Origin of the sequence: Streptomyces sp. NPDC085927 (genome assembly GCF_044540975.1) — a bacterium.
GTDB lineage: Bacteria > Actinomycetota > Actinomycetes > Streptomycetales > Streptomycetaceae > Streptomyces > Streptomyces hirsutus.
Window position 1 is genome coordinate 208201 of record NZ_JBITSN010000012.1, and the last position, 24176, is coordinate 232376.

Annotated in this window: 19 protein-coding genes; all 19 read left to right on the top strand. The window is 72.2% G+C overall.

All coding sequences use genetic code 11. The features are described from left to right. The first annotated feature begins 7 nt into the window (after positions 1-7). The 19 genes from ACIF80_RS27740 (at position 8) to ACIF80_RS27830 (ending at position 24049) form a co-directional block, all read left to right on the top strand. Positions 8-1351: an OFA family MFS transporter gene (locus ACIF80_RS27740; RefSeq protein ID WP_399809683.1), complete on the top strand. Its 1344-nt coding sequence runs from the start codon at positions 8-10 to the stop codon at positions 1349-1351. Further along, positions 1320-1475, top strand: coding sequence for a hypothetical protein (locus ACIF80_RS27745; protein WP_399809685.1), 156 nt, complete (start codon positions 1320-1322; stop codon positions 1473-1475). Before ACIF80_RS27740 ends, ACIF80_RS27745 begins: the two co-directional genes overlap by 32 nt. Positions 1476-1665: 190 nt before the next feature. After that, complete coding sequence (locus ACIF80_RS27750) at positions 1666-2613, top strand: beta-ketoacyl-ACP synthase III (protein ID WP_399809687.1); 948 nt, start codon at positions 1666-1668, stop codon at positions 2611-2613. Positions 2614-2774: 161 nt separating this feature from the next. Next, positions 2775-3452: a GntR family transcriptional regulator gene (locus ACIF80_RS27755; RefSeq protein WP_332431850.1), complete on the top strand. Its 678-nt coding sequence runs from the start codon at positions 2775-2777 to the stop codon at positions 3450-3452. Positions 3453-3645: 193 nt separating this feature from the next. Next, positions 3646-4827, top strand: coding sequence for an ROK family protein (locus ACIF80_RS27760; protein WP_399809743.1), 1182 nt, complete (start codon positions 3646-3648; stop codon positions 4825-4827). 310 nt (positions 4828-5137) lie between these two features. Further along, a complete protein-coding gene (locus ACIF80_RS27765) occupies positions 5138-6655 on the top strand; it encodes a sugar ABC transporter ATP-binding protein (RefSeq protein WP_399809689.1) in 1518 nt (505 codons plus the stop codon). Continuing rightward, positions 6652-7671, top strand: a complete 1020-nt coding sequence (locus ACIF80_RS27770) for an ABC transporter permease (RefSeq protein WP_399809691.1) — start codon at positions 6652-6654, stop codon at positions 7669-7671. The genes ACIF80_RS27765 and ACIF80_RS27770 overlap by 4 nt, the downstream gene beginning before the upstream one ends. Before the next feature lie 17 nt (positions 7672-7688). Beyond that, positions 7689-8738 (top strand): substrate-binding domain-containing protein, encoded by a 1050-nt coding sequence (locus ACIF80_RS27775; RefSeq protein ID WP_399809693.1) that lies wholly within the window; start codon positions 7689-7691, stop codon positions 8736-8738. A gap of 79 nt (positions 8739-8817) precedes the next feature. After that, positions 8818-10026: a Gfo/Idh/MocA family protein gene (locus ACIF80_RS27780; RefSeq protein ID WP_399809694.1), complete on the top strand. Its 1209-nt coding sequence runs from the start codon at positions 8818-8820 to the stop codon at positions 10024-10026. Between the two features lie 15 nt (positions 10027-10041). After that, complete coding sequence (locus ACIF80_RS27785) at positions 10042-11040, top strand: sugar phosphate isomerase/epimerase family protein (RefSeq protein ID WP_399809696.1); 999 nt, start codon at positions 10042-10044, stop codon at positions 11038-11040. 265 nt (positions 11041-11305) lie between these two features. Beyond that, positions 11306-15019, top strand: coding sequence for a ThuA domain-containing protein (locus ACIF80_RS27790; RefSeq protein WP_399809698.1), 3714 nt, complete (start codon positions 11306-11308; stop codon positions 15017-15019). 131 nt (positions 15020-15150) lie between these two features. Then, positions 15151-16326 (top strand): inositol-3-phosphate synthase, encoded by a 1176-nt coding sequence (locus ACIF80_RS27795; protein WP_399809699.1) that lies wholly within the window; start codon positions 15151-15153, stop codon positions 16324-16326. Continuing rightward, positions 16323-17399, top strand: a complete 1077-nt coding sequence (locus tag ACIF80_RS27800) for an SCO3242 family prenyltransferase (RefSeq protein ID WP_399809701.1) — start codon at positions 16323-16325, stop codon at positions 17397-17399. The genes ACIF80_RS27795 and ACIF80_RS27800 overlap by 4 nt, the downstream gene beginning before the upstream one ends. Beyond that, positions 17396-18358, top strand: a complete 963-nt coding sequence (locus ACIF80_RS27805; RefSeq protein ID WP_399809703.1) for a sugar phosphate isomerase/epimerase family protein — start codon at positions 17396-17398, stop codon at positions 18356-18358. Before ACIF80_RS27800 ends, ACIF80_RS27805 begins: the two co-directional genes overlap by 4 nt. Next, positions 18355-19194 (top strand): EboA domain-containing protein, encoded by an 840-nt coding sequence (locus ACIF80_RS27810; RefSeq protein WP_399809704.1) that lies wholly within the window; start codon positions 18355-18357, stop codon positions 19192-19194. The genes ACIF80_RS27805 and ACIF80_RS27810 overlap by 4 nt, the downstream gene beginning before the upstream one ends. Next, positions 19194-20087 (top strand): TatD family hydrolase, encoded by an 894-nt coding sequence (locus ACIF80_RS27815; protein WP_399809705.1) that lies wholly within the window; start codon positions 19194-19196, stop codon positions 20085-20087. The genes ACIF80_RS27810 and ACIF80_RS27815 overlap by 1 nt, the downstream gene beginning before the upstream one ends. Before the next feature lie 3 nt (positions 20088-20090). Next, entirely contained in the window at positions 20091-21260 is a 1170-nt protein-coding gene (gene eboE / locus ACIF80_RS27820) for a metabolite traffic protein EboE (protein ID WP_399809707.1), read from the top strand. Further along, entirely contained in the window at positions 21257-22702 is a 1446-nt protein-coding gene (locus ACIF80_RS27825; RefSeq protein ID WP_399809708.1) for a nucleotide pyrophosphatase/phosphodiesterase family protein, read from the top strand. Before eboE ends, ACIF80_RS27825 begins: the two co-directional genes overlap by 4 nt. Positions 22703-22831: 129 nt before the next feature. Then, positions 22832-24049 (top strand): sugar phosphate isomerase/epimerase family protein, encoded by a 1218-nt coding sequence (locus ACIF80_RS27830; RefSeq protein WP_399809710.1) that lies wholly within the window; start codon positions 22832-22834, stop codon positions 24047-24049. The last annotated feature ends 127 nt before the right edge of the window (positions 24050-24176 follow it).

Here is a 24176-nt window from a genome sequence, read left to right on the forward strand (position 1 = left end):
GGGTTTCATGAGTCCTCCCGTCGCACCCCCGGGCTGGAGCCGCTGGCTCGTACCGCCCGCCGCTCTCGCAGTCCACCTCTCCATCGGCCAGGCCTACGCGTGGAGCGTGTTCAAGCCGCCGCTCGAGTCCGCGCTCGGCCTCAGCGGCACCCAGAGCGCACTGCCGTTCCAGCTCGGCATCGTCATGCTCGGTCTGTCCGCCGCCTTCGGCGGCACCCTCGTGGAGCGCAGGGGGCCGCGCTGGGCGATGACCGTCGCCCTGATCTGCTTCTCCTCCGGCTTCCTGCTCTCCGCCCTCGGCGCGGCCACCGAGCAGTACTGGCTGATCGTCTTCGGCTACGGCTTCGTCGGCGGCATCGGCCTGGGCATCGGTTACATCTCGCCCGTTTCGACCCTGATCAAGTGGTTCCCGGACCGGCCCGGCATGGCCACCGGCATCGCGATCATGGGGTTCGGCGGCGGCGCGCTGATCGCCTCGCCCTGGTCGGCGCAGATGCTCGATTCCTTCGGCGGCGACCACACCGGCATCGCGCTCGCCTTCCTCGTGCACGGGCTGACGTACGCCGTGTTCATGCTGCTCGGCGTCCTGCTGGTGCGGGTGCCCCGCCCCGCCCGGCCGACGAGCGGTGCGCCCGCCGCCGCCCTCACCGGACCGCAGGTCTCGGCCCGCGACGCCCTGCGCACCCCGCAGTTCTGGCTGCTGTGGCTGGTGCTCTGCACGAACGTCACCGCCGGTATCGGGATCCTCGAGAAGGCCGCCCCGATGATCACCGACTTCTTCGCGGACACCTCCGCGCCGGTGTCGGTGACCGCCGCCGCCGGCTTCGTCGCCCTGCTGTCGGCGGCGAACATGGCGGGCCGCATCGGCTGGTCCTCCACCTCCGACCTGATCGGCCGCAAGAACATCTACCGTCTCTACCTGGGCGTCGGCGCGCTGATGTACGCCCTGATCGCGATGTTCGGCGACTCCTCCAAGCCGCTGTTCGTCCTGTGCGCGCTGGTGATCCTCTCCTTCTACGGAGGCGGTTTCGCGACCGTCCCGGCCTATCTGAAGGACCTCTTCGGCACCTACCAGGTCGGCGCCATCCACGGGCGGCTGCTCACCGCGTGGTCCACGGCCGGTGTGCTCGGCCCGCTCATCGTGAACTGGGTCGCCGACCGGCAGGAGGAGGCGGGACGGCACGGCTCCTCGCTGTACGGACTGTCCTTCATCATCATGATCGGGCTGCTGGTGGCCGGCTTCGTCGCCAACGAACTCGTCCGCCCCGTGCACCCCCGGCACCACGTGTCCCGCCCCCACGAGACGAAGGAGGCCGCCGATGAGCGGCGAGAGCAGCACGAGTCCGCCTGACGCGCCCGCGACGGGCCCCGACCGCCGCGGGCTGATCGTCTTCGCCTGGCTGTGGGTGGGCGTTCCCCTCGCCTACGGCCTGTACGAACTGGTACGAAAGGCGACCCAACTGTTCACCGGATGACGTACGGCCCCGGGCGCGGACGTCCGGACGCGCCCGCGGGGCGCGCCGAAGGGCGCGTCCCGGCGTCCGCGGGCCTGACCGAAGCCGACAAGCCCGGCCTCCGAATCCTGTCGTATCACCTGTCGGCGTACCCGTGGGTCACTGATCAGACTGGTGAATCCCGCAACCGCAACACGAGGGGGACCCACCCATGATCGGCTCGCGCATCGCCGCCGTCGGCCACTACCAGCCCGCCCGGGTGCTCACCAACGAGGACCTGGCGGGCATGGTCGACACCAGCGACGAGTGGATCACGAGCCGGGTCGGCATCCGCACCCGCCACATCGCGGGCCCGGAGGAGCCCGTCGACGAACTGGCCGCGCACGCCGCGGCCAAGGCGCTGGCGGCGGCCGGCCGCACCCCCGCCGACGTCGACCTGGTGCTGGTCGCCACCTCCACCGCGATCGACCGCTCGCCCAACATGGCGGCCCGGGTCGCCGCACGCCTCGGCATCCCCGGCCCCGCCGCGATGGACATCAACGTGGTGTGCGCCGGATTCACCCACGCGCTCGCCACCGCCGACCACGCGGTACGGGCCGGATCGGCGCGCCGCGCGCTGGTGATCGGCGCCGACAAGATGTCCGAGGTCGCCGACTGGACCGACCGCACCACCTGCGTACTCGTCGGCGACGGGGCGGGCGCCGCGGTCGTCGAGGCGACCGAGGCCGCCGAGGAGCCCGGGATCGGGCCCGTGCTGTGGGGCTCGGTGCCGGAGATGGGCCACGCGGTGCGGATCGAGGGGACGCCGCCGCGGTTCGCGCAGGAGGGCCAGAGCGTGTACCGCTGGGCGACCACGCGGCTGCCGTCCATCGCCCGCCAGGCCTGCGAGAAGGCGGGGTTCGCGCCGGAGGACCTCGCCGCGGTCGTGCTGCACCAGGCCAACCTGCGGATCATCGAACCGCTCGCGTTCAAGATCGGCGCGGTCAACGCGGTCGTCGCCCGGGACGTCACCGAGTCGGGCAACACCTCGGCCGCGAGCATCCCGCTCGCCTTCGCCAAGCTCGTCGAGCGGGGCGAGGTGTCGTCCGGCGACCCGGTCCTGCTGTTCGGCTTCGGCGGAAACCTCTCCTACGCGGGGCAGGTCGTCCGCTGCCCCTGACCGTCCCCCGCGAGAAGTCCCTCGTAAGGGTGTGACGCGGTCGACTCTCCCTCCCCCTGGCATCCGTGCGCTGTAGACTGTAGACGAAAGACAATCACTACAGGCGGTGCCGTACGACCGGCCGTGCGGCCGGGCGGGGGCTGCCGAGGAGGGGGACCGCGATGCTGTCGACCGGACTGCCCCAGGGGGCGGTGCCCAAGCTCGAACGTCCGGGCCCGCTGCGCGACCGTGTCTACGAGGCACTGCTCGAACTCATCACCACCCGCGCTCTCAGGCCCGGCCAGCATCTGGTCGAGAGTGAACTCGCCGGCCACCTCGGCGTCTCCCGGCAGCCCGTGCGCGAGGCGCTCCAGCGGCTGAACACCGAAGGATGGGTCGATCTGCGCCCCGCCCAGGGCGCGTTCGTGCACGAGCCGACGGAGGCGGAGGCCGACCAGCTCCTCACCGTCCGCACGCTGCTGGAGGCCGAGGCCGCCCGGCTCGCCGCGCTCAACGCCGACAGTGCGGGCATCGAGGCCCTGGACGAGATCGTGGCCCTGGGCCTGCGGGCCGTCGCCTCCGACGACGTGGACGAGGCCGTCGCCCTCAACGCCCGCTTCCACGCCAAGATCATGGAGCTGGCCGGCAACGCCGTCCTCGCCGAACTCGCCGCCCAGGTGGGCCGCCGCGTGCGCTGGTACCACACCCCCGTCGCCCGGCAGCGTGGCGGGAAGTCCTGGGCCGAGCACCGCGACCTCATCACCGCGATCGTGAACCGCGACGAACGGCTGGCCGAGCGGCTCATGCGCGAACACACCGAGCACACCCGGCGCTCGTACCTCGAACAGGCGAAATCCTGACGACGGACACCCGGGGAAGCGGCTCCGCGCCGGCCCCTTTGTCCTGCGAGTGGAAAAAGTAGGGGGCAATTCCTGCGCGACTTCTTCCCACCTCCGGCAGCCGCTGCTACTTTCCCTTCGAAAGCACGCCACACACGTGGCCGGAATCCGGCGCGCAGAGGCCGATCGAGGCGGGGAGGGGTTCGTGAGACGCATGACGGCACGGCCCGCGAACGCCCACCAGGCCCGACTGCTCAGGCTGTTGCGCGACGGCGGACCCAACTCCCGTGCCCAGCTGGGTGACCAGGTCGACCTCTCCCGGTCGAAACTGGCCGTGGAGGTGGACCGGCTGCTGGAGACGGAACTCGTCGTGGCCGACGGACTCGCCGCCTCGCGCGGCGGCCGGCGTTCCCACAACATCCGTCTCAACCCGCACCTGCGGCTCCTCGGCGTCGACATCGGCGCGACCTCGGTCGACGTCGCCGTCACCAACGCCGAACTGGAGATCCTCGGACACATCAACCAGCCCATGGACGTACGCGACGGACCGGTCGCGGTCTTCGAGCAAGTGCTGTCCATGGCGGCGAAGCTGAAGGCCTCGGGACTCGCGGAGGGGTTCGACGGCGCCGGCATCGGTGTCCCGGGCCCGGTCCGGTTCCCCGAGGGCATACCGGTGGCACCGCCGATCATGCCCGGCTGGGACGGCTTCCCCGTGCGGGAGGCGCTCAGCCAGGACCTCGGCTGCCCGGTCATGGTCGACAACGACGTGAACCTGATGGCGATGGGGGAGCAGCACGCGGGCGTCGCCCGCACCGTCCCCGATTTCCTCTGCGTCAAGATCGGTACCGGCATCGGCTGCGGCATCGTCGTCGGCGGTGAGGTCTACCGCGGTACGACGGGCAGCGCCGGCGACATCGGCCACATCCAGGCCGTACCCGACGGGCGCCCGTGCGCCTGTGGCAACCGGGGCTGCCTGGAGGCCCACTTCAGCGGTGCGGCCCTCGCCCGGGACGCACTGGAGGCCGCCCAGCAGCAGCTCTCCGCCGAACTCGCGAGCCGTCTGGAGACGAACGGCACGCTGAGTGCCGCCGACGTCGCCGCCGCGGCCGCAGCGGGGGACGCCACCGCGATCGACCTGATCCGCGAGGGCGGCAGCCGCACCGGCCAGGTCATCGCCGGCCTGGTCAGCTTCTTCAACCCCGGCCTGGTGGTGATCGGCGGCGGGGTGACCGGTCTCGGCCACACCCTGCTCGCCGCCATCCGCACCCAGGTCTACCGCCAGTCGCTGCCTCTGGCGACCGGCAACCTGCCCATCGTTCTGGGGGAGTTGGGCCCCACCGCCGGAGTCATCGGCGCGGCCCGGCTCATCAGCGACCACCTGTTCTCACCCGCGTAAGCAGCCCACCGCTCCACCGCTCCACCGCACGCAGCAGCAAGCCCGGCTCCACCGCCCAAGACAGCTCCGCCCTCCACCGCGCGGAGCACCCACCGTTTCCACCGACGGAACAGCGCACCGGCACCACGTACCCCCACCCCGCCGCACGCACGGCCCGGCACCACCCGAACCACCCGCTCCGCCCGTGTCCCCCACCCCGTCCCTCCCACACAGCGCCGCACCGTCCCGGCACCCCGGCCTGCCCGAAAACACCCTCCCCGCAAGGGGACCGCCCTGACACCGGCCCGCACGCCCGCCGAGGGGAATCCGCATGGCACCCGAACCACCGCTGCTCAGCATGTCCGGCATCACCAAGTCCTTCCCCGGCGTCCGGGCCCTGGACGGCGTCGACCTCGACGTCCAGGCCGGCGAGGTGCACTGCCTGCTCGGCCAGAACGGCGCCGGCAAGTCCACCCTGATCAAGGTGCTGGCCGGCGCCCACCAGCCCGACACGGGCACCATCCGCTGGCACGGCGAAGCCGTCACCCTGCGCTCGCCGATCGCCGCCATGCGCCTCGGGATCGCCACCATCTACCAGGAACTCGACCTGGTGGAGCACATGACGGTCGCCGAGAACGTCCACCTCGGCCAGGAACCGACCACCGCCGGGTTCGTCGTCCGTCCCAGGACGGCCAGGGAGTCGACGGCCGAGCTGCTGACCCGGCTCGGGCACCCGGAGATCGAACCGGGGCGCACGGTAGGGGAGTTGTCCGCCGCCCAGCAGCAGATCGTCTCGATGGCGCGGGCGCTCTCGCACGACGTACGCCTCATCGTGATGGACGAGCCGTCGGCCGCGCTCGACCCGGACGAGGTCGACAACCTCTTCCGCATCGTCGACGGCCTCACCGCCGACGGGGTCGCCGTCGTCTACATCTCGCACCGCCTCGAGGAGATCCGGCGCATCGGCGACCGGGTGACCGTGCTCAAGGACGGCCGCGCCGTCGCGGGCGGGCTGCCCGCCAGGTCCACCCCCACCCGCGAGGTGGTCGCCCTGATGACGGGCCGCGACGTCGAGTACGTCTTCCCCCGGCGGCCGGCCTCCCCGCCCACCGGAGAACCGGTGCTGACCGTCGAGAACCTCTCCCGCAAGGGCGAGTTCGCCCCCCTCGACCTCGAACTGCGCCCGGGGGAGATCGTCGGGCTCGCGGGGCTCGTCGGCTCCGGGCGCTCCGAGATCCTGGAGACGGTCTACGGTGCCCGCAAACCGGACTCCGGCCGGGTCCTGGTCGACGGACGCCCCCTGCGGCCGGGCAGCGTGCGCGCCGCCGTCCGCGCCGGGATCGGACTCGCCCCCGAGGAACGCAAGGCGCAGGCCCTGCTCATGCTGGAGTCCGTCACCCGCAACGTGTCGCTCTCCGCCATGTCCCGCTTCTCGCGGGCCGGCTGGATCGACCGCGGCGCCGAACTGGGCGCGGCCCGCGCGGCCACCCGCGAACTGTCGCTGAGGCCGGACAACCCGGACGTGCCCGTGCGCACCCTGTCCGGCGGCAACCAGCAGAAAGCCGTGCTCGCCCGCTGGCTGCTGCGCGGCTGCCGGGTGCTGCTGCTGGACGAACCCACCCGCGGCGTCGACGTCGGCGCCCGCGCCGAACTGTACGCAGTCATACGGAGACTGGCCGACGAAGGCCTCGCCGTCCTGCTCGTCTCCAGCGAGGTGCCCGAGGTGCTCGGCCTCGCCGACCGCGTCCTGGTGCTCCGGGAGGGCGACGTCGTCCACACGGCCCCCGCCCCGGAACTCGACGAACACCGTGTACTCGACCTCGTCATGGAAGGAAGCCCGGCGTCATGACGCAGCCCGTCTCCCCGCCGCGGGACAGCACCGACAAGGTGCCGGCGGCCGGCCCCCCGCCCGCCTGGCGCACCGTGCTGTTCCGCGCCGACGTCCGCACCCTGTCGCTGCTCGGCGTCCTCGCCGCACTCGTCCTCATCGGCGGCATCACCAGACCGGACGAGTTCCTGGACACCCGCAACCTCCAGCTCGTCCTCACCCAGGCCTCCGTCATCGGCGTCGTCACCGTCGGCATGACCTTCGTCATCACCTCCGGCGGCATCGACCTGTCGGTCGGCGCGATCGTCGCCCTGGCCTCGGTGTGGGCGACCACGGTCGCCACCCAGGAGTTCGGGTTCGCCGGCATCCTGTTCACGGCCGTCCTCGTCGGCGTCGGCTGCGGTCTGGTCAACGGGGTGCTGATCGCGTACGGCGGGATGGTCCCGTTCATCGCGACGCTCGCCATGCTCGCCTCGGCCCGCGGCCTCGCCCTGCAGATCACCGACGGGCGGACCCAGGTCGTCACCATCGACAGCGTCCTCGACCTCGGCGAACGCGACGCCTACGTCCTCGGCATCCCGCCGCTGGTCCTGGTGTTCGCGGCGGTCACCGTCATCGGCTGGCTGGTCCTCAACCGGACCACCTTCGGGCGCCGCACCGTCGCCGTCGGCGGCAACGCGGAGGCGGCCCGGCTCGCCGGCATCGACGTCCGCCGCCAACGCCTGTACCTGTACCTGCTGTCGGGGCTGTGCTGCGGCATCGCCGCCTTCCTGCTGATCGTCCTGTCCGGCTCCGGCCAGAACACCAACGGCAACCTCTACGAGCTCGACGCCATCGCCGCCGCGATCATCGGCGGCACCCTGCTCACCGGAGGCCGCGGCACCATCGTCGGCTCCGTGCTGGGCGTCCTGATCTTCACCACGATCACGAACATCTTCGCCCTGAACAACCTGCAGAGCGACGTCCAGCAGATCGCCAAGGGCGCGATCATCGTCGCCGCCGTGCTGGTCCAGCGCCGTACCGCGAGCACGACCTGACGAAAGGGTTCACCACCATGCCAGAGCCGACACCTCTCACGAGCCGCAGAGGGCTGCTCTTCGGAGCCGCCGCCGTGTCCGCCGGAGTCCTCGTCACCGGCTGTACCAGCAACGAGCCGAGCGACGCCGAGCCGACCGCCAGTGACCGGCCGGCCGCCGACGACAAGCCCGGCAAGCCGGTCACCATCGGCTTCGCGGGACCGCAGGCCGACCACGGCTGGCTCAACGCCATCAACGACAACGCCCAGAAGCGCGCCGAGACGTACTCGGACGTCACCATGGAGACCACCGAGGGCTCCAACGACACCGCCCAGCAGATCGGCCAGATCGAGACCCTCATCAACAAGAAGGTCGACGTCCTGGTGGTGCTCCCCGCGGACGGCAAGGCGCTCACCCAGGTCGGCTTGAAGGCGATGCGCGCCGGCATCCCCGTCGTCAACCTCGACCGCATCTTCAACTCCCCGCAGGCGTACCGCTGCTGGATCGGCGGCGACAACTACGGCATGGGCCTGAACGCCGGGCACTACATCGGTGAGAAGCTCAAGGACACTCCGGACGCCCGGGTCATCGAACTGGCCGGCCTGGACAACCTGGAGCTCACCAAGCAGCGCACCCAGGGCTTCGACGACGCGCTGAAGAACTACCCCAACATCAAGAAGGTGGCCCGCCAGGCCGCCGACTTCACCGTCGAGTCCGGCCAGGCCAAGATGGCCCAGCTCCTCCAGGCCCAGTCGAAGTTCGACGCCCTGTGGAACCACGACGACGACCAGGGCGTGGGCGCGCTGCGCGCCATCGAACAGGCCGGGCGCGACGACTTCCTCATGGTCGGCGGCGCGGGCGCGCTCTCCGCCTTCCAGGCCATCAAGGCGGACAACGGCGTCCTCAAGGCGACCGTGCTCTACCCGCCGTCGATGGCCGCCTCCGCGATCGACCTCGCCCGCGCCCTCGGCCAGGGCAAGGGTGTCGGCGGCCTCGCCGAGTTCGAGATCCCCACCTCGCTGACCTGCTACTCGGCCGTCGTCGACAAGGAGAACGTCGACCAGTACATGTCCACCGGCTTCAAGTGAGGAACCCCGCCCCACGGGCCTGACCAGCCCACCGGGCGGGGCCACCCCCGCCTGCCACGACGACGAGGAGGACATCCGTATGGCACAGCCGCAGCAGTCAGATGGGGCGGAGACGGGGAAGCCACCCCTGCGCGTCGGCATGGTCGGCTACGCCTTCATGGGCGCCGCCCATTCCCAGGGCTGGCGCACCGCGGGCCGCGTTTTCGACCTGCCGATGAGCCCCGAACTGGCCGTCGTCTGCGGCCGGGACGCCATCGCGGTGCGCGCGGCGGCCGACCGACACGGCTGGGCGGACACCGAGACCGACTGGCGCGCCCTGGTCGAACGGGACGACGTCGACCTCGTCGACATCTGCACCCCCGGCGACAGCCACGCCGAGATCGCGGTGGCCGCGCTCGCCGCGGGCAAGCACGTGCTGTGCGAGAAACCCCTCGCCAACACCGTCGCCGAGGCCGAGGCGATGGCCGACGCCGCCGAACAGGCACGGCGACAGGGCCGGTTGGCGATGGTCGGCTTCAACTACCGCCGGGTCCCCGCGACCGCGCTGGCCCGGCGGATGGTGACCGAGGACCGCATCGGCACCCTCCGGCACGTCCGGGTGACGTACCTCCAGGACTGGCTGGTGGACCCCGCGTTCCCGCTGACCTGGCGGCTGCGCCGGGAACAGGCCGGCTCCGGCTCGCTCGGCGATCTCGGCGCGCACATCGTCGACCTCGCCCAGCACCTGGCGGGGGAGCGGCTGGCAGGGGTCTCCGCGCTCACCGAGACGTTCGTCCGGCAGCGGCCGCTGCCCACCGAGCCCACCAGCGGACTGGCCACGGCCGACGCCGCCGGCACCGGTGAGGTCACCGTGGACGACGCCGCCCTGTTCACCGGCCGCTTCGCCTCCGGCGCCCTCGCCTCCTTCGAGGCCACCCGGTACGCCACCGGCCGCAAGAACGCGCTGCGCATCGAACTCAACGGCGAACGCGGATCGCTGGCCTTCGACCTGGAACGGCTCAACGAACTCTCCTACCACGACGGCACCGAGTCCGGGGCGCACGCGGGCTTCCGCCGCATCCTGGTCACCGAACCCGACCACCCCTACCTGGACGCCTGGTGGCCGCCGGGCCACGGCCTCGGCTACGAGCACACCTTCGTGCACCAGGCCCGCGACCTGGTCCACGCGGTCGCCGAGGGCCGCACGCCCGAACCCTCCTTCGCCGACGGGCTGCAGGTGCAGCGCGTCCTGGCGGCGGTGGAGGAGAGCGCCCAGAAGAACTCCGTCTACACGCCGATCGCCGCCTGAGAAAGGCAGACCCGCATGCCCCGCGACTTCACGCTGTTCACCGGCCAGTGGGCGGACCTCCCCATCGAGGAGGTCTGCCGGCTCGCCCGCGACTTCGGCTACGACGGCCTCGAACTCGCCTGCTGGGGCGACCACTTCGAGGTCGACAAGGCACTGGCCGACCCGTCCTACGTGGACTCCCGGCGCAGCCTCCTCGACAAGTACGGCCTCAAGGTCCGGGCGATCTCCAACCACCTGGTCGGCCAGGCGGTGTGCGACGCCATCATCGACGAACGCCACCAGGCCATCCTGCCCGCCAGGATCTGGGGCGACGGCGAGGGAGAGGGCGTACGGCAGCGGGCCGCCGCCGAGATCAAGGACACCGCGCGCGCCGCGGCCCTCCTCGGCGTCGACACCGTGATCGGGTTCACCGGCTCGGCGATCTGGCACCTGGTCGCCATGTTCCCGCCCGTGCCCGAGTCGATGATCGACCGCGGCTACGAGGACTTCGCGACGCGCTGGAACCCGATCCTGGACGTCTTCGACGCCGAGGGCGTGCGGTTCGCGCACGAGGTCCACCCCAGCGAGATCGCCTACGACTACTGGACCACCGTCCGCACACTGGACGCGGTCGACCGCCGGCCGGCCTTCGGGCTCAACTTCGACCCCTCCCACTTCGTGTGGCAGGACCTCGACCCGGTCGGCTTCCTGTGGGACTTCCGCGACCGGATCTACCACGTCGACTGCAAGGAGGCCCGCAAGCGCCTCGACGGCCGCAACGGCCGCCTCGGCTCCCACCTGCCCTGGGGCGACCCCCGGCGCGGCTGGGACTTCGTCTCCGCCGGCCACGGGGACGTCCCCTGGGAGGACGTCTTCCGCATGCTGCGCTCCATCGGCTACCAGGGCCCCGTCTCCGTCGAATGGGAGGACGCCGGCATGGACCGCCTCCAGGGCGCCCCGGAGGCGCTGACCCGGCTGAAGGCGTACGACTTCGACCCGCCGTCGGCCTCCTTCGACGCGGCGTTCAACAGCTGAACCGCACGCCCGACGGCAGGTCGGGGACGGGGGCCGGAACGTCCGCCGGTCCCCGGTCCGACCTGCCCGGATCCCGCTTTGTCCTGAGTTGGGAAAAAGTTCGACCAGCTCCGGCCCAAGGGGTGTTCGCCCCGGATGAACCCGGTTACCGTCCCTGAAGTGTTCAGGACATCCATGCCTCCGGGGTGACGGCGCACCCCGGCGCCCGCACCGCACGCCTTCGCACCCGTTCCGTACGGCCCCACCCCGTTCCCGGAGGGACTTCGTGCACAGAAGCAGACTCACATCCACCCACACCACGAGGCGTCCCAGACTTCGCACCGCCCTCGCCCTGCTCACCGGCCTGATGCTGGCCGTGGGCACCCCGGCAACCGTCGCCGGCGCCCACCCCGGCCATCCGGAACACGATGAACCGGCAGCCGCCGAGGGGCAGTTCCAGCAGGTACCGCTCGCCAAGGGCGAGCCCGAGACGGGCGAGCCGATGTCGCTCGCCGTGCTCCCGGACCGCAGCGTCCTGCACACCGCGCGCGACGGCACGCTGCGCCTCACCGACCAGGGCGGCGTCACCAAGGTCGCCGGCAAGATCCCCGTCTACAGCCATGACGAGGAGGGCCTGCAGGGCGTCGGCATCGACCCGGACTTCAAGAACAACCGGGCGGTCTACCTCTACTACGCCCCGCCGCTCGACACCCCCGAGGGCGACGCCCCGGAGACCGGCACCGCCGAGGACTTCAAGAAGTTCGACGGCGTCAACCGCCTCTCCCGCTTCGTCCTCAACTCCAACGGCACGCTGGACATGGCCAGCGAGAAGAAGGTCCTGGACGTCGCGGCCTCCCGCGGCACCTGCTGCCACGTCGGCGGCGACATCGACTTCGACGCCGAGGGCAACCTCTACCTGTCCACCGGCGACGACACCAACCCCTTCGCCTCCGACGGCTTCACGCCGATCGACGAGCGGCCGGACCGCAACCCGGCCTTCGACGCCCGCCGCAGCTCCGGCAACACCAACGACCTGCGCGGCAAGATCCTGCGCATCAAGGTCGCCGAGGACGGCTCGTACACCGTCCCGGAGGGCAACCTCTTCGCCCCCGGCACCGAGAAGACCCGTCCCGAGATCTACGCGATGGGCTTCCGTAACCCGTTCCGGATCAGCGTCGACGACAAGACCGGCACCGTCTACGTCGGCGACTACGGCCCCGACGCCGGCGCCGCCGACCCGAAGCGGGGCCCGGCGGGACAGGTCGAGTTCGCCAAGGTCACCGAGGCCGCCAACTTCGGCTGGCCGTTCTGCACCGGCAACAACGACGCCTACCTCGACTACGACTTCGCCACCAAGACCTCCGGTGAGAAGTTCGACTGCGCCGCCCCCAGGAACACCTCGCCGCACAACACCGGCCTCACCGACCTGCCGCCCGCCCAGCCCGCCTGGATCCCGTACGACGGCGGCTCCGTGCCCGAGTTCGGCAGCGGCTCCGAGTCCCCGATGGCCGGCCCGGTCTACCGCTACGACCCCGAGCTCGACTCCAGTGTGAAGTTCCCCGAGGCGTACGACGGCGACTTCTTCGCGGGCGAGTTCGGCCGCCGCTGGATCAAGCGGATCGAGCAGACCGAAGACGGCTCCGTCGCGAAGATCAACGACTTCCCGTGGACCGGCACCCAGATCATGGACATGGAGTTCGGCCCCGACGGCGCGCTCTACGTCCTGGACTACGGCGTCTCCTGGTTCCAGGGCGACGAGAACTCCGCGCTGTACCGGATCGAGAACGCCGAGGACGGCTTCTCCCCGATCGCCGAGGTGAGCGCCGACAAGACGTCCGGCGCGGCCGGCCTGAAGGTCGCCTTCACCGCCTCCGTCAAGGACGCCGACTCCCCGGACCTCACCTACAGCTGGGACTTCGGCGACGGCACCAAGGGCGAGGGCCTCAAGCCCACCCACAAGTACAAGAAGGTCGGCACCTACACCGCGACCTTCACCGCCAAGGACCCCGAGGGCAACACCGGTAACGCCAGCGTCCGGATCGTGGTCGGCAACACCGAACCCAAGGTGAAGATCGAGACCCCGGGCAACGGCAGCCTGGCCGCCTTCGGCGAGCCCGTTCCGTTCAAGGTGACCGTCACCGACCCCGAGGAGAAGGTCGACTGCTCCAAGGTCAAGGTCGCCTACAGCCTCGGCCACGACTCCCACGCCCACGAACTGACCAGCGAGACGGGCTGTGAGGGCACCCTCAAGCCGCCCGCCGGAGACGGCGGCCACGACCCCAACGCCAACATCTACGGCGTCGTCGGCGCCAGTTACACCGACGGCGGGGCCAACGGCCAGGAGGCACTGACCGGTACCGCCCGCACCGTGCTCCAGCCGCTGCACCGCCAGGCCGAGCACTTCACCACCCAGTCGGGCGTGCGGACCTTCGACAAGACCGGCGCCAACGGCGGCAAGACCGTCGGCGACATCAACGACGGAGACTGGATCTCCTTCAGCCCCTACCGGTTCGACGGGCAGAAGAAGCTGACCGTGCGGGCCTCCTCCGGCGGCGCCGGCGGCTTCGTCGAACTGCGCACCGGCTCGCCCGACGGCAAGCTGCACGGCTCGGCGTACATCCCGCCGACCGGCAGCTGGGAGACGTTCCAGAACGTCGACGTGCCGCTGCGGTCGCTGCCGAAGGGCACCACGGAGATCTACCTGGTCTTCAGGGGCGGCGACGGCGCACTGTACGACGTGGACGACTTCGAGTTCTCCACCGAGCCGTTCAAGGGCGGCAAGAAGGTGCTGGTCTTCTCCAAGACCGCCGGCTTCCGCCACGACTCCATCCCGGAGGGCGTCGCCGCGCTGAAGGAACTGGGCGGCCCGGCCGGCATCACCGTCGACGCGACCGAGGAGGCCGGACAGTTCACCACGGCCAACCTCGCCAAGTACGACGCGGTGGCCTTCCTCTCCACCACCGGTGACGTGCTCAACGCCGACCAGCAGAAGGCGTTCGAGAACTACGTCAAGAACGGCGGCGGCTACCTGGGCATCCACGCCGCCGCCGACACCGAGTACGACTGGGAGTTCTACGGCGGTCTCGTCGGCGCCCACTTCGACTCGCACCCGGCCATCCAGAAGGCCACCGTGCGCGTCGAGGACCACGACCACCCGTCCACCGCGCACCTGGACGACGCGTGGGAGCGCACCGACGAGTGGTACAACTACCGCACCAACCCGCGCGAGCAGGCCAAGGTCCTCGCCACCCTCGACGAGACGACGTACCAGGGCGGCACCATGAAGGGCGACCACCCGATCGCCTGGTGCCAGAGCTACGGCGGCGGCCGCTCCTTCTACACCGGCGGCGGCCACACCAAGGAGTCCTACGCCGAGGAGGCCTTCCGCGGCCATCTGCTCGGCGGTCTGCAGTACGCCACCGGCCAGGTCAAGGCGGACTGCAAGCCGGGCAAGGACTACCGGAAGATCTTCAACGGCCAGACCCTGGACGGCTGGAAGCAGGCCGGCCCCGGCACGTTCGACGTCAAGGACGGCACCCTGGAGTCCGAGGGCGGCATGGGGCTGCTCTGGTACCAGGCCAAGGAGCTGAAGTCGTACTCCCTCAAGCTCGACTGGAAGATGCGGGGCGACGACAACTCCGGGATCTTCGTGGGCTTCCCGGCCTCCGACGACCCCTGGTCCGCGGTGAACAAGGGCTACGAGATCCAGATCGACGCCACGGACGCGCCCGACCGCACCACGGGCTCCGTCTACTCGTTCAAGTCGGCGAACATCAAGGCCCGTGACCAGGTCCTGCGTCCGCCCGGCCAGTGGAACTCCTACGAGATCAAGGTCCAGGGCGAACGCCTCCAGGTGTTCCTCAACGGAGTCAAGATCAACGACTTCACCAACAAGGACCCCGAGCGGAGCCTGACCGACGGACACATCGGCCTCCAGAACCACGGCGCCGACGACCATGTCTCCTTCCGCAACATCCAGCTGAAGGAACTGCCCTCCTAAGGGCGACCGGAACGGCGGCGGGCGGAGGACGCCGGACCTCCGCCCGCCGTCCCGCCGGGCCCCGCGCCCGGCACCCCGCTCGTCCCCCTCCGGCGCTCCCACCCGGTTCGCGTACGACAAGGAGGCTGCCCATGTCCGCCGAACCGTCCCTCCCCACCCCCTCCCCGGCCCCCCGCTACGGCGTCTGGCTCATCGGGGCGCGCGGATCCGTGGCCACGACCGCGATCGCGGGCTGCGCCGCCGTCGCCGCCGGACTCCATCCGCCGACCGGCATGGTCACCGAGACCCCCGACTTCACCTCGTGCGGCCTGCCGCCGCTGTCGTCCCTCGTCTTCGGCGGCCACGACACCGTCGACTGCCCGCTGCCCAAACGTGCCGAACACCTCGCCGCCGGCGGCGTCCTGCCGCACGGCCTGCCGTCCGCCGTGCACGCCGAACTCGTCGCCGCCGACCGGGAGATCAGGCCCGGCGGCCCCCTGACCGGTGACACGGACGACGGCTCGGACCGCCACGACGACGAACTGATCGACGTGTTCGCGGCCGACATGCGCGACTTCGTACGCCGCCAGGGACTCGCGGGCGCCGTCGTGGTGAACGTCGCCTCCACCGAGCCCGCCCCCGCCGACGGCTCCCTGCCGCCGAGCTCCCTCTACGCGGCGGCCGCCCTGCGCGCCGGCTGCCCCTACGTCAACTTCACCCCCTCCGCAGGCCTGCACCACCCGGCGCTGGCCGAGCAGGCGGCGACGGCCTCCGTCCCCCACGCGGGCCGCGACGGCAAGACCGGGCAGACCCTGCTGCGCTCCGTGCTCGGCCCGATGTTCCTGCAGCGCGCCCTCGCCGTGCGCGCCTGGTCCGGCACCAACCTCCTGGGCGGCGGCGACGGTGCCGCCCTCGCCGACCCCGCGACCGCCGCCGCCAAGAACGCCGGCAAGGAACGCGTCCTCGCCGACACCCTCGGCACCACCCCCGAGGGCGAGGTCCACATCGACGACGTGCCCGCGCTCGGCGACTGGAAGACGGCCTGGGACCACATCGCCTTCGACGGCTTCCTCGGCGCCCGCATGATCCTGCAGACCACGTGGCAGGGCTGCGACTCGGCGCTCGCCGCGCCGCTCGTCCTCGACCTGGCCCGGCTGGTCGCCCGCGCCCGGGAGAGGGGCCTGTCCGGTCCGCTGGGCGAACTGGGCTTCTACTTCAAGGACCCGGTGGGGGACGGCCCGTCCTCGCTGGCCGAACAGTACGCGGAGCTCAGGCGCTTCGCCGGGCGGCTGCGGGACGACACCCTCGACCGCGGGGCGCAGCGATGAGCCGCACGGCCGCCCCGGCGCGGGGCACACCCGCTCCGGCCGGGTCGACGGCGGCAGACGGCCCGGCCCCCGGGGACGCCTCCACACCCCACCCCGGCCCCGCGCCCCGCACCTCCCGCCCCCGCTCCGGCCGCGCGGGCGCCTGGGCCGAACTGCTGCGCCTGCCCGCGCTGTTCACCGTCCCCGGCGACGCCCTGGCCGGCGCGGCGGCGTCCGGCGCGCGCCCCGGCCCCCGCACCCTGCTCGCCATCGGATCCTCCTTGTGCCTGTACGAGGCCGGCATGGCCCTGAACGACTGGGCGGACCGCACCGAGGACGCCGCGGAACGCCCGCACCGCCCGCTTCCGTCCGGCCGTATCCGTCCGGCCGCCGCCCTCACCGCCGCCGGTGCCCTCACCGGCGCCGGACTGGCGCTCGCCGCCGGTGCGGGGCGCCCCGCCCTCGCGGTGGCCGCGCCCCTGGCGGCGACCGTCTGGGCCTACGACCTCGCGCTGAAGCACACGCCCGCCGGTCCCGTGGCCATGGCCGCCGCCCGCGGACTGGACCTGCTCCTGGGCGCGGCCGCCACCGGCGGCGGCACCCGGACGGCACTGCCCTCCGCCGCGCTGCTCGGCACGCACACCCTCGCGGTCACGGTGGTCTCCCGCCGGGAGACCACCGGCGGTTCGGTCCTGGCCCCGCTGGCGGCCCTCGCGACGACGGGGGTGCTGACCCGGCTGGTCACCCACCGCCGCACCCGACCCCCGGCAGGCCGGCGGGCAGCAGCCGCCCCCGGCCTGCCGGGCTCCGGCCCGGCCGGGCGCCCGCCCCGGGCCACCGGCGTCCTCGCCACCGCCCTGGGCGCGGCCTACGCCGCCACGGCCGCCCGGCCCTACTTCCACGCCGCACTCAACCCCTCGCCCCCGCTCACCCAGCGCGCCGTCGGCGGCGGCATCCGGGCCACGATCCCGCTCCAGGCCGCGCTCGCCGCCCGCTCCGGCTCGGCCGGCACCTCCCTGCTCGTCGCGGCCCTGGCCCCGGCCGGCCGGATGTTCGCGAAGAGGTCCGGCATGAGGAAGGTGAGCATCACGTGAGCCGGAACCCGGACGGCGTCCCTCCGTCCCCCCTCCGCTTCGGCTACGGCACCAACGGTCTCGCCGACCTGCGTCTCGACGACGCCCTCGCCCTGCTCGCCGATCTCGGCTACGACGGTGTGGGGCTGACCCTCGACCACATGCACCTCGACCCGTTCGCCCCGGATCTCGCCGCCCGCACCCGCCGGGTCGCCCGACGGCTGGAGGAACTCGGTCTGGGCGTCACCGTCGAGACCGGCGCCCGCTATGTGCTGGACCCGCGCCGCAAACACGGCCCCTCGCTCCTGGAGGCCGACCCGGAGGACCGCGCCCGCCGCGTGGACCTGCTCGTCCGGGCCGTCGGGGTCGCCGCCGACCTCGGCGCGCACGCCCTGCACTGCTTCAGCGGCATCCTCCCCACGGGCACGGACGAGGACACCGCGTGGAAGCGTCTCGCCGAGGCGCTCACCTCCGTCCTGGACGCCGCCGCCACCGCGGGCGTGCCCCTCGCCGTGGAACCGGAACCCGGTCACCTCCTCGCCACCCTCGCCGACTTCCACCGTCTGCGCCGCACCCTCGGGGACCCCGAACTCCTCGGCCTCACCCTGGACATCGGCCACTGCCAGTGCCTAGAACCCCTCCCTCCCGCGGACTGCGTGCGGGACGCCGCACCCTGGCTGCGCCACGTCCAGATCGAGGACATGCGTCGCGGTGTCCACGAGCACCTGCCCTTCGGGGACGGCGAGATCGACTTCCCGCCCGTCCTCGCGGCCCTCGCCGCCACCGGCTACCAGGGCCTGACCGTCGTCGAACTGCCCCGCCACTCCCACGCGGGCCCCCACTTCGCCGCCCGTTCCCTCCCGTTCCTCCACGCCGCGGTCCGCACCGCGGCGACCGTCACCGGCGCCGGCACCGCTTCCGTCCCCGCGCCCCCACTCGGCGATCCCTCCGCCACCCCCGAAGGGAGCAGTACCCCGTGAACCACCCCCATGCCGCTTCGGCGACCCCGGCGACCCCGGAGGCAGCCACCCTCAGCGGCTCCGAAGCGGCCCCCCGCCCCCCGGGAGCCCCGGCAGCCGACGGCACCACCCCTGCCGCTCCCGCCGCCCCTGCCGCCACCCCGCTCCACCCCGCCGTCACCCCGCTCGCCGAACTGCACCGTCTCCTCTCCGCCCGTCTCGATGCCGCCGCCCGCGCCTGGCTGGACCAGGCCCTGGACGAGGCCGCCGCCCACCCCGGCACCCATGGCCCCATCTCCGTGTGGGAGCTGCGCCTGGCCGAGGCCGGCCGCCGCTGCGGCGGAGCCCACGCCGACGCCGCCCGCGTCCTGATCCTGCACGCGGCCCGCGCCGGCACCGAGGCGCTGACCCGGGTCTACGACCAGGGCACCGCCGACGAACGCCGGGCGGTCCTGCACGCCCTGCCCCACCTCGTGCCCGGCCCCGACGCCCGCCCGCTCGTCGAGGACGCCCTGCGCACCAACGACACCCGGCTCGTCGCCGCCGCCGTCGGCCCGTACTGCGCCCGGCACCTCGACGCCCACGCCTGGCGGCACGCCGTACTGAAGTGCCTGTTCACCGGCGTCGCCCTGGACCGGGTGACGGACCTGGACCGACGGGCCCGCGGCGACGGCGAACTCGCCCGCATGCTCGGCGACTACGCCGACGAGCGCACCGCCGCCGGCCGCCCCGTCCCGGAGGACCTGCACCGCGTCCGGGCCCTGGCCCTGGCCCCGGCCCCCGCCGAACCGACCTCCGCCTCCGCCTCCGCCACTCCGAGTCACACCACGGACGACCCCCACGGCAAGGAGTCCTGATGCGCCTCTTCGACCCCCACATCCACATGACGTCGCGGACCACCGACGACTACGAGGCCATGTACGGGGCGGGCGTCCGCGCCGTCGTCGAACCCGCCTTCTGGCTCGGCCAGCCCCGCACCTCGCCGGCCTCCTTCGTCGACTACTTCGACTCCCTCCTCGGCTGGGAACCCTTCCGCGCCGCCCAGTACGGCATCGCCCACCACTGCACCATCGCCCTCAACCCCAAGGAAGCGAACGACCCGCGCTGCACGCCCGTCCTCGACCTGCTGCCCCGGTATCTCGTCAAGGACAACGTCGTGGCCGTCGGCGAGATCGGCTACGACTCCATGACGCCAGCGGAGGACACCGCGCTCGCCGTCCAGCTCCAGCTCGCCGCCGACCACGGCCTGCCCGCCCTGGTGCACACACCGCACCGCGACAAGCTCACCGGACTGCGCCGCACCCTCGACGTCGTACGGGAGTCCGCGCTGCCCACGGAGCACGTCCTGATCGACCACCTCAACGAGACCACCGTCAAGGAGGCCAAGGACAGCGGCTGCTGGCTCGGCTTCTCCGTCTATCCCGACACCAAGATGGACGAGGAACGGATGGTCGCGATCCTGCGCTCCCACGGCCCCGAGCGGGTCCTGGTGAACTCCGCCGCCGACTGGGGCAAGAGCGACCCGCTCAAGACCCGCAAGGTCGCCGACCTGATGCTCGCCGAAGGCTTCACCGAGGACGACGTCGACCGGGTCCTGTGGCGCAACCCCGTCGCCTTCTACGGACTCAGCGGCCGGCTCACCCTCGACGTCGCCGCCCCCGAGGCCACCCACGAGGGCAACTCCATCCAGCGCGGCGTACCGAGGGACGAGTCCCCGCGGTCGGCCGGCGTCGCCGCCGCGGAGGCGTGAGCCATGCGCTTCCGCCACCCCGACGGATCCACCGTCCACCTCGCCTACTGCACCAACGTGCACCCCGCCGAGACCCTCGACGGGGTCCTCGCCCAACTGCGGGACCACTGCGAACCCGTCCGCCGCCGGCTCGGCCGCGACCGGCTCGGCATCGGCCTGTGGCTGGCCAAGGACGCCGCCCACGCCCTCGTCACCGACCCGTCCGCCCTGCGCGGTCTGCGCTGCGAACTCGACCGGCGCGGCCTCGAGGTCGTCACCCTCAACGGCTTCCCCTACGAGGGATTCGGCGCCGAGGAGGTCAAGTACCGGGTCTACAAACCGGACTGGGCCGACCCCGAACGCCTGGAGTACACCACCTCCCTGGCCCGCCTTCTCGCCGGACTGCTCCCCGACGATGTTTCCGACGGCAGCATCTCCACCCTGCCGCTGGCCTGGCGCACCGCCCACGACACGGAACGCGCCGAAGCCTCCCGCACCGCCCTGCGCACCCTCGCCGAACGCCTCGACGCGCTCCAGGAGCTGACCGGGCGCTCCATCCGCATCGCCCTGGAACCGGAACCCGGCTGCGTCGTCGAAACCACCCACGACGCCATCGGACCGCTCACCGAGATCGGCCACGACCGCATCGGCATCTGCGTCGACACCTGCCACCTCGCCACCTCCTTCGAAGATCCGCACACCGCCCTGGACGACCTCGCCCGGGCCGGCATCCCCGTGGTCAAGTCCCAGCTCTCCGCCGCCCTGCACGCCGAGCAGCCCCATCTGCCCGAGGTCCGCGAGGCCCTGCGCGCCTTCGCCGAGCCCCGCTTCCTGCACCAGACCCGCACGTCCACCGCCGCAGGACTGCGCGGCACCGACGACCTCGACGAGGCCCTGGCCGGCGACACCCTGCCCGACGGGGCGCCCTGGCGCGCCCACTTCCACGTCCCGCTGCACGCGGCTCCCACCGAGCCCCTCACCTCCACGCTGCCCGTGCTGAAGACCGTCCTGACCCGGCTCGTCGGCGGCCCGCAGCCCCTCACCCGCCACCTGGAGGCCGAGACCTACACCTGGCAGGCCCTCCCACCCGAGCTGCGGCCCAAGGGCCGCGCCCAGCTCGCCGACGGCATCGCCGCCGAACTCACCCTCGCCCGCGACCTGCTGACGGACCTAGGCCTGAAGGAACTCCCATGACCCCGGACCCCACCCCGGACCCCACACCAGACCGCACCGCGGAACCGGTCCCAGAACCCGCGGCCGCCGGCCCCACCCCCCTTCTCGTCCTCGACGTCGTGGGTCTCACCCCCCGCCTCCTCGATCACATGCCCCACCTCAAGAAGCTCGGCCAGTCCGGCTCCCGCGCACCGCTCGGCACCGTGCTGCCCGCCGTCACCTGCGCCGCCCAGTCCACCTTCCTCACCGGCACCCTCCCCTCCGAACACGGCATCGTCGGCAACGGCTGGTACTTCCGCGAGCTCGGCGACGTCCTGCTGTGGCGCCAGCACAACGGTCTCGTCTCCGGGGACAAACTCTGGGACGCCGCCCGCCGCACGCACCCCGGCTACACCGTCGCCAACATCTGCTGGTGGTACGCCATGGGCGCCGACACCGACATCACCGTCACCCCCCGCCCGGTCTACTACGCCGACGGCCGCAAGGAACCGGACTGCTACACCCGGCCGCCCGCCCTGCACGACGAACTCACCGAGAAGTTCGGCACGTTCCCCCTCTTCCACTTCTGGGGGCCCGGGGCCGACCTCGTCTCCAGCCAGTGGATCATCGACGCCACCCGCCACATCATGCGCACCCGCCACCCCGACCTGACGCTGTGCTACCTCCCTCACCTCGACTACGACCTGCAGCGCTTCGGCCCCGACGACCCGCGCTCCCTGAAGGCCGCCGCGGACCTGGACGCCGCCCTGGCCCCGCTGCTCGACGACGCACGCGCCGAGGGCCGTACCGTCGTCGCCCTGTCCGAGTACGGCATCACCCGGGTGAACCGGACCGTGGACATCAACCGCGCCCTGCGCCGCGCGGGCCTGCTGGAGGTGCACACGCAGGACGGCATGGAGTACCTCGACCCGATGGCCTCGCGCGCCTTCGCGGTCGCCGACCACCAGATCGCCCACGTCTACGTGCGCCGCCCCGAGGACCTCGACGCCACCCGGGCCGCCCTCGAAGGACTGCCCGGCATCGACCAGCTCCTGGACGACGAGGGCAAGAAGGCCCATCACCTCGACCATCCGCGCGCCGGCGAACTGGTCGCCGTCGCCGAACCCGACGCCTGGTTCACGTACTACTACTGGTTCGACGACGAGCGCGCGCCCGACTTCGCGCAGCTCGTCGAGATCCACCGCAAACCCGGCTACGACCCGGTCGAGCTGTTCATGGATCCCCTCGACCCGTACGTCAAGGTGAAGGCGGCCACCGCGCTGGCACGCAAGAAGATCGGCATGCGCTACCGGATGGCGGTCGTGCCCCTCGACCCGTCACCTATTCGGGGCAGCCACGGCCGCCTCCCGGCGAGCGACGACGACGGTCCGCTCCTCATCTGCTCCACCCCCCGTGCCCTCGGAGACCGCGTCGCGGCCACCGATGTCAAGCAACTCCTGCTCCGGCTCGCCGGACTCGGCTGACGCACCACGCACCATGCACCACTGCGTACGACCCTCCGAGATCCAGCTACGGAGAGTGAAACACACGGCACTGACAACGGTCGGTCCGGCGGGACCGGAACCGGCCACGACCGAGAAGGCAGGCCACTCGTGACCCTGTACTCCGATCCCTCCCGCACCGAGGCCGTCACCGCCCCGGCCACCGACGCCCCGGACGAGGGGCTGCGCCGCTCCCTGGGCCTGGACCGGCGCCGTTTCATCAGCACCTGCACCGCCGTGGCGGCCGGAGCCGTGGCGGCCCCCGTCTTCGGCGCCGCCCCCGCCCTGGCCCACGACCGCGGCAGAGAACACGGGCACGGCCACGGACACGGCCACGGGCATGGCGGGCAGGTGCTCGTCCCGCCGCACAAGCGCGGCATCATCCTCTACACCGTCCGTGACGCCACCGGCCGCGACCCCCTGTCCACCGATCTGCCCTCCGGCTTCCGCGAGGTGTTCAAGCAGCTGGCCCGCCACGGCTACCGCCAGGTGGAGTTCGCCGGCTACAACCAGCACGCGAACGCACCCGGCGGCGCCAGTCTCGAATCCGTCGCGGGAGCCAGGCTGCTGCGCTCCTGGCTCGACGACTACGGCCTGCGCGCCCAGGGCAACCACGGCTTCATCCCGTCCTCCTGGCCGTTGACCACGGCGGACCTGGACACCTTCAAGAAGCACCTCGAGATCGCCAACATCCTCGGCCTGGACCACATGGGCACCGGCGGCGACCCCACGGGCAGCTCCCACCGCGCCGACTGGGACGTGGCCGCCGACAAGTGGAACGCCCTCGGCGCGATCGCCCGCCGCGAGGGCATCAAGCTCTACACCCACAACCACGACGGCGCCTACGGCTTCCTGCTCGACGGCGGTCCCCTGGACGACCAGGGCCGGCCGACGCGCAGTTCGGGCATCCGGAAGCTGGAGTACTTCCTCAAGGTCACCGACCCCAAGGCCGTCTGGCTGGAGATGGACATCTTCTGGGCGCATGTCGCCCAGTACAAGTTCCACACGTACACCGCCCACGACGGCTCCACGCGCAGGAACGTCTTCGACCCGGCCGGTCTGGTCGCCCGCAACAACAAGCGCTACCCGCTGTTCCACGCCAAGGACGGCGTCGTCAGCACGACCAACGGCATGGGCTACGAGATGGTGCCCTTCGGCACCGGCGTCATCGACTACACGACGTTCTTCTCCCAGGTCGGGCAGCGGAACTACCACAACCCGATGGTCGAGGACGACACCGCTCCGAGCGCCACCGACCCCGGGCAGTCGCTGCGCGAGGCCAAGATCAGCTACGACAACCTGGCGGCCCTGCGCAAGCGGCGCCGCTGACCGGGTACACGGACCGGGCGGGGCCCCCCCCCCCCCCCGGGGGGGGGCCCCCCGCCCGCGGGGGGCCGCCCCCCCCCCCCGCGGGGGGGGGCGGGGGGGGGGGGGGCGTCGGGGGGGCGGGGGGGGA